This is a genomic window from Pseudomonas sp. 05N434 (assembly GCF_056396965.1).
In genome coordinates this window covers 1-6,153 of sequence record NZ_JBFTMK010000441.1, presented here as the reverse complement: position 1 = coordinate 6,153, position 6,153 = coordinate 1, and the positions used below count along the sequence as shown (strand labels likewise).

General features: G+C 60.6%; 6 protein-coding genes and 3 pseudogenes. 5 read left to right on the top strand and 4 right to left on the bottom strand.

The annotated features are described in order from the left end of the window. Positions 1-447, bottom strand: a pseudogene (locus AC1DLB_RS22845) (cation transporter); the annotation flags it as partial. Beyond that, positions 399-788 carry a hypothetical protein gene (locus tag AC1DLB_RS22840; RefSeq protein ID WP_477785687.1) on the bottom strand — a complete coding sequence of 130 codons (390 nt, stop codon included), beginning with the start codon at positions 786-788 and terminating at the stop codon, positions 399-401. The pseudogene AC1DLB_RS22845 and the gene AC1DLB_RS22840, both read right to left, overlap by 49 nt. Before the next feature lie 161 nt (positions 789-949). On the opposite strand from AC1DLB_RS22840, the gene AC1DLB_RS22835 reads away from it, so the two are divergent. After that, complete coding sequence (locus AC1DLB_RS22835; RefSeq protein ID WP_477744166.1) at positions 950-1,147, top strand: heavy-metal-associated domain-containing protein; 198 nt, start codon at positions 950-952, stop codon at positions 1,145-1,147. A gap of 109 nt (positions 1,148-1,256) precedes the next feature. After that, positions 1,257-2,453 (top strand): multidrug effflux MFS transporter, encoded by a 1,197-nt coding sequence (locus AC1DLB_RS22830; protein ID WP_019582302.1) that lies wholly within the window; start codon positions 1,257-1,259, stop codon positions 2,451-2,453. Between the two features lie 8 nt (positions 2,454-2,461). Here AC1DLB_RS22830 and AC1DLB_RS22825 read toward each other — a convergent pair whose 3' ends face one another. Together AC1DLB_RS22825 and AC1DLB_RS22820 are read right to left on the bottom strand one after the other, a co-directional pair. Continuing rightward, a complete protein-coding gene (locus AC1DLB_RS22825) occupies positions 2,462-2,632 on the bottom strand; it encodes a hypothetical protein (protein ID WP_018928382.1) in 171 nt (56 codons plus the stop codon). A gap of 163 nt (positions 2,633-2,795) precedes the next feature. After that, positions 2,796-3,809 carry a zinc-binding alcohol dehydrogenase family protein gene (locus tag AC1DLB_RS22820; protein WP_477744165.1) on the bottom strand — a complete coding sequence of 338 codons (1,014 nt, stop codon included), beginning with the start codon at positions 3,807-3,809 and terminating at the stop codon, positions 2,796-2,798. Positions 3,810-3,928: 119 nt separating this feature from the next. Here AC1DLB_RS22820 and AC1DLB_RS22815 point away from each other — a divergent pair. The 3 genes and pseudogenes from AC1DLB_RS22815 to AC1DLB_RS22805 all read left to right on the top strand — a co-directional run. Further along, a pseudogene (locus AC1DLB_RS22815) lies at positions 3,929-4,764 on the top strand (LysR family transcriptional regulator). 316 nt (positions 4,765-5,080) lie between these two features. Beyond that, the gene (locus AC1DLB_RS22810; RefSeq protein ID WP_477744163.1) at positions 5,081-5,815 is read left to right on the top strand and encodes an ArsR/SmtB family transcription factor; all 735 of its coding nucleotides are present in this window, start codon (positions 5,081-5,083) and stop codon (positions 5,813-5,815) included. Between the two features lie 136 nt (positions 5,816-5,951). Beyond that, positions 5,952-6,153: pseudogene (locus AC1DLB_RS22805) on the top strand (MFS transporter); the annotation flags it as partial.

The following is a 6,153-nucleotide window of genomic DNA, read 5'->3' as shown; positions in this document are numbered from 1 at the left end:
GCGCACGGCTTTCCACGCAGCGACATAGAAGCGGGCGCCGAAGACGAATTGCACCGGCGTTGCCAGCGCGAACTGCACCCACGCCGGGAGCATCCAGTGCACACCGAAAGGTTGCAGCAGCATCGGCAGCACCAGCGGCAAGGCGAGGGCGATGGCCGCCAGCAAGGCCCAGCGTTCGCGCTGCAGGCGTTGTTGCTGATTATCGGTTTGCGGGTGTTCGACTTCCCAGACGCGGGCGGAATAACCGGCCTTGGTCACGGCGCCGATCAAGGTTTGCGGATCGACCTGGCCGAGCAGCTCAAGGTGCGCCCGTTCGKTGGCCAGGTTGACGCTGACACTTTTCACTCCCGGCACCTTGGTCAGTGCCCGTTCGACGCGGCCGACGCAAGATGCACAGGTCATGCCGTGTATTCCAAAGCTGCAGGCTTGAGGTACATCCCTTCCTGCGTCATCGCAATCCGGAACTTCAACACATCCCCAGCCTTGAGTTTGATGTCCTGCGACCCCGGCGCGAGCATGCCCGGGTTGCAGCCCGGCGCCTGGCCCGGCAGCAGTTTGAGGCGCAGGGACACATTGCCCGGCGGCAGGTTGAACGAGGTGCTCTGTTCCTGGAACAGCCGCCCGGCCAACTGATCCTGGATGTACACGCCGATCTCGCAGGAAGTCGACACTTCCAGACGCTCGCGGGAAATGATCAGCACGCCGTAGTCCTCCCCGGCGGCTTGAACCGAAGGTGTCGCGGCAAAGAGGCTGAGGAAGCCAAACAGGCTGAGAGCTGACCAGCGCATGGCTGAATCTCCTGATGTCGAGTCATAGATGGACGCAGCTTGGCCGAGCGCGACGCCGATTGCCAGCCCGGCAGCTTGATTCAGAACTTGACCTTGCCATGGTGGCAAGCTCGAGACTGCGCGCAACCCTCATGTAAGGGCTTCATTAAAGGAGACGTCCCATGCAAGTGTTCAACGTTGAAGGCATGTCCTGCGGTCACTGCGTCAAGGCTATCACTGAGGCGCTGCAAGCCAAGGATCCGGCAGCCAGCGTACGCATCGATCTGGCGGCAAAAGAAGTCGGCGTAGAAACCGTGCTGACAGCCGATCAGGTAATCGCCGCCATCACTGAAGAGGGTTACGGGGTAAAACAGGCCTGAGCTATTTTTAATAGTTAGCGACCTATCGGAATGTTCAAGGCGTCCACGCCCGGCTAGACTGTCAGCCTGCCGATCCATGGCTAACCTGTCTGCCCAACCTGGACGCCTGATGAACCTGCGCACAATCCTGATTCTCGGCGCCTTGAGCGCTTTCGGTCCCCTGGCGATCGATTTCTACCTGCCGGCCTTCCCGGCGATGGCGCTCGCTTTCGGTACCGACGAAAAACACGTTCAACTGACCCTGGCGGCCTATTTCCTGGGGCTGTCCATCGGCCAACTGGCGTACGGCCCGGTGGCGGATCGCTTTGGGCGACGGCTTCCCTTGCTGACAGGTGTCGGTTTATTCACCGTGGCCTCATTGGCCTGTGCTTACGCGCCGAGTCTTGAGTGGCTGATCGGTGCCCGCTTTGTCCAGGCGCTGGGTGGTTGCGCGGGCATGGTGATCGCCCGGGCAGTGGTCAGCGATAAATGCGATGCGGTGGGGTCGGCGAAGGTCTTTTCGCAGTTGATGCTGGTGATGGGCCTGGCGCCGATTCTTGCGCCGATGCTGGGCGGGTTGTTGGTCAACACGACGGGTTGGCAGTCGATCTTTCTCGTGCTGACCGGTTTCAGTGCGCTGGCCGGGTTGGCGGTGGCTCTCGGGCTACCGGAAAGTCTACCGGCCCATGTGCCGCGCCAACCGTTGTCGGGCGCACTACGCCAGTACGGTCGGTTGCTGGCGGACCCGATATTCCTCGGTCATGCCCTGACCGGTGGTGTCGCCATCGCCGGGATGTTTGCCTACATCGCGGGCTCGCCGTTCGTCTTCATCAAACTCTATGGTGTGCCGGCCGAGCATTTCGGCTGGCTGTTCGGGATCAACGCGGCGGGGTTCATCCTGGTGGCCCAGGTCAATGCCCGGTTGCTGGCGAGACGCGGTCCGGCCTTCTTGCTGGCGCGCACTGTCTGGCTCTACCTGGCGGGCGGCCTGGCCCTGTTGGCGGTCAGCTCGCTGCACCCTGCGCACTTGTGGCCGTTGCTGATTCCGCTTTTTGTCTGCATCGCCAGCCTGGGTTGTATCGTGCCCAACGCCTCGGCCTGCGCGATGAGCGGCCAGGGCGCACGGGCGGGCAGTGCCTCGGCGATGCTCGGTTGCCTGCAATTCAGCGTCGCCGCCGGGGCCGCGGCGCTGGTGGGTGTTTTGCACGATGGCAGTGCCATGCCGATGGCCATGGTCATCAGCCTGTGCGCAATTGTGGTGGTGAGCGTGGCGATGCTCACCCGGCGTTTGCAGAATGCCCGGGCGTTGGAACAAGCCCAGGCCTGAGGACGGACTCAGCCAGCAGTGCGCTGCTGACGGCCGGGAATCTGATGGGGCGCGAGCAAGCGCGCTTCAAGCGTTTTAGTGAAGGCCAGGGCTTCGGCTTCACTGCGGAACGTCACAGCGTGTTGATCCAGGCGAACCTGCCAGCGGGATGTTGCCAATTCTTTTATCAGGATCTTCATTGCTGAGTTCCTCTTGTGAAAGACGTCTTGCAAAAGACATCACGTAAAAGATTGTTCGCAGAGTTTTCGATTGTAGACCTGAATACGATCGCAATTGTGACAACGATCAACTCTCTGACTGACGGCAAAAGATCGCTGGCGCAGCGATCTTTTGATCTTCGGGTCAGAACCCTTCAAGCACAATCTTGCCCTTGGACTTGCCGCTTTCCAGCCGTTCATGGGCGCGACGCAGGTTGGCGGCGTTGATGGTTCCGAAGTGCTCACCGACCGTGGTTTTCAGTGTGCCGGCATCGATCAGCCCGGCGACGCGGTTGAGCAGTTTGTGTTGCTCGATCATGTCGGCGGTTTCGAACAGCGAGCGGGTGTACATGAACTCCCAGTGCAGCGACAGGCTCTTGCGTTTGAGCTTGGTTACGTCCAGCGCCTTCGGATCATCGATCAGCGCCAGTTTGCCTTGCGGCGCCAATGCCTCCACCAATTGATCCAGGTGTTGGTCAGTCTGGGTCAGGCTGGCAACGTGGGTCACATGCTCGAACCCTGCACGTTTGAGTGCTTCACTCAGCGGCTGACTGTGATCGATCACCTGATCGGCGCCCATGTCACGCACCCAACTCTGGGTTTGGGCACGGGACGCGGTGCCGATGACTTTCAACCCGGTGAGCTGGCTGGCCAATTGCGTGAGGATTGAACCAACGCCCCCGGCGGCACCGACGATCAGCAGGCTCTGACCCTCATCGGTTTTGCCTTCGCGTATTTGCAGGCGTTCGAACAACAGTTCCCACGCGGTGATGGCGGTTAGCGGCAGGGCGGCGGCTTCGGCGAAACCAAGGGTCTTGGGCATATGGCCGACGATGCGCTCATCCACCAAATGAAGCTCGCTGTTGCCGCCGGCACGGACGATGGAGCCGGCGTAGAACACCTTGTCGCCGGCCTTGAACAAGGTCACTTCGCTGCCAACAGCCTTGACCACTCCCGCCACGTCCCAGCCCAGCACTTTGGCCGCGCCACCTTCAGGCTGTACGTTCTGGCGAATCTTGGTGTCCACCGGGTTGACCGAAATGGCTTTGACCTCCACCAACAGGTCGCAAGGGCCGGCGACCGGTTCTGGCAGTTCGATATCTTGCAGGGATTTTTCGTCGCTGATCGGCAGGGAGGCGAAGTAGGCAATGGCTTTCATAGTGGGATCCTGGGAGAGAGATGATTTCGATGGCACAGATGATTGGTTATTTCTCTGCAAGATAAAACCCGCTAAAAGAGCAGTCTCTTTCAACATTTTTTTGATAATCGGGGCTGAAGATGTTGCGTTTCGATGACTTGCAGTTGTTCGTTCGGGCGGCGGACCTGGGCAGTCTGTCGGCGGCGGCACGGGGGATGGATATGTCGGCGGCGGTGGCCAGCGCGGCGTTGAAGCGCATCGAACAACAACTTGGCGCACGCTTGCTCACCCGCTCTACCCGTAGCCTGCGCCTGACGGCCGAAGGCGAGGGCTTTCTGGAGTACGCCCGGGCCGCCTTGAGCAATCTCGATGAGGGCCGCCGTTTGCTGGCCAGTGGGCAGGATCAGGTCAGTGGGATTTTGCAGCTGTCGGCGCCTTCGGATTTCGGGCGCAACCTGCTGTTGCCATGGCTCGACGAGTTTCAGCGCGAGCATCCGAAACTCACCGTACGGTTGCTGCTGGGCGACCGCATCGCCGACCTGTTCCGCCAACCGGTGGACATCGCCTTGCGTTACGGCGAGCCGGAAGACTCGAGCCTGGTGGCCTTACCCATCGCACCGCAGAACCGCCGCGTGCTGTGTGCTGCGCCGAGTTATCTGGCCCGACATGGCGAACCACGGCAGCTGGAGCAATTGGCGCAGCACAATTGCCTGCTGTTTATGCTCGGTAGCCGGGTCCACGATCACTGGAGTTTTCACGACGGCAAACGCGAGGTGAGCCTGACCGTCAGCGGCGATCGCTTCAGTGACGATGCCGATGTGGTGCGGCTGTGGGCCGTGGCGGGAACGGGGAGAATTTACTGTGCGCCCATCGCGCACAATTGAGTAAGCCGGYGAACCTTTTGCGGGAAATGCTTGCCAGCCGATGCGCTCGGATAAGCAGTCAATTTCCGACGATATCGGGTGTCGATCATTAGTCGCAGGCAAATAGCGAAATTTCTGTCAGGAACTATCACCACCAATGGATTCCCGAGGGCAGGAACCGGCGGTTAACCCGCTTATACTAGCGCCCGCCTCATGTACGCGCCGTCGATCTCGCAATGGCGAGTCCACGTTCGAGTCGGTCAGACCCTACGGTCATCACCGGACCTTCGCTGCACCCGCGAAGCAATGGCCTGGGTGAGCGGGTGGCTTTGCCCGGCTTATGGCGGTTTTCGCGTCTTGGCCGAGGACACATTACTGGTCAAGATGTCTCTGAGCAGTAGACGAAACGATTCAACAGGGAGTGAATACATGGAACATGCACCTTGCATCAGCCAGATTGCCACGTTGCTGGCTGACCCAAAGCGCAGCGCAATGATGTGGGCCTTGATGGACGGCACGGCACGGCACACTGAGGAGCTGGCGTTGCTGGCGGGCCTGTCGCCGTCTTCGGCCAGTGCGCATCTGGGGCGCTTGTCCACCGGCGGTCTGTTGAAAGTCGAAACCCGTGGGCGCAAACGGTTTTTCCGGCTTGCCGCGCCCGAAGTCGGCGCCGCGATAGAAGCCCTGGCCAGTGCTACCCTGGCCAGCGCGCCTCGGGATATTCCAGAGGTGTTCAAACGCACGAGCCCTATCGCCAAACCTCAGGCGGCGCCTTCGTCACTGCTGCGGGCCCGACTCTGCGACGACCATCTGGGAGGCACCCTGGCCGCGGATCTTTACCAGCGACTGCTGGATGCTGGCTGGATCGAGCAGCTCGATCAGCGGGTCATGATCACTCACAAGGGTTCCACGCAATTGGCAGCACGCGGTGTGTTCATCCAGGCGCTGGCCCACCGCAACGGCAGAGTCGTCTGCGCGTGCCCGGACTGGAGCGAAAGACGCCCGCACATGGGTGGTTCCTTGGGGGCTGCCTTGTTGCAACTGTTCATGCAGTCCGGCTGGTTGAGCCTGCCCAGCGATTCGCGAGCCTTGCAAATCACGGCCACGGGGCAACGTGAAATCCATCATTTCGCCAAGGAAACCGAGCTGGAAATGGCGCTTTAGAGCCATTGGGGGGCGATGTTCGGGATTCTGGGCTTCAGGCGTCGTTCAGAGCTGTGGGCAGGTCGTATCCAGCAATAACCCCCAGTCACTATCGCGCACACTCGATCCGGGGACTTTCAGATTGGGGGAAGGTGGCATGGAAACACGAAGCTTTAGCGCGGCAGAACGACTGGAACGGCTGCCCATCAGTGGTTATCACCGCATCATTTTCATCATCATTGCCTTGGCGTTTTTCTTCGACTCCATGGACCTGGCGATGATGACCTTCCTGCTAGGCTCGATCAAAACCGAGTTCGGCCTGAGCACGGCGCAGGCCGGGTTGCTGGCCAGTTCGAGTT

Excerpts from the sequence above, each read along its gene's own strand:
- AC1DLB_RS22840 (WP_477785687.1), bottom strand. The coding sequence starts at position 788 with ATGCGCTGGTCAGCTCTCAGCCTGTTTGGCTTCCTCAGCCTCTTTGCC.
- AC1DLB_RS22835 (WP_477744166.1), top strand. The coding sequence starts at position 950 with ATGCAAGTGTTCAACGTTGAAGGCATGTCCTGCGGTCACTGCGTCAAG.
- AC1DLB_RS22830 (WP_019582302.1), top strand. The coding sequence starts at position 1,257 with ATGAACCTGCGCACAATCCTGATTCTCGGCGCCTTGAGCGCTTTCGGT.
- AC1DLB_RS22825 (WP_018928382.1), bottom strand. The coding sequence starts at position 2,632 with ATGAAGATCCTGATAAAAGAATTGGCAACATCCCGCTGGCAGGTTCGC.
- AC1DLB_RS22820 (WP_477744165.1), bottom strand. The coding sequence starts at position 3,809 with ATGAAAGCCATTGCCTACTTCGCCTCCCTGCCGATCAGCGACGAAAAA.
- AC1DLB_RS22810 (WP_477744163.1), top strand. The coding sequence starts at position 5,081 with ATGGAACATGCACCTTGCATCAGCCAGATTGCCACGTTGCTGGCTGAC.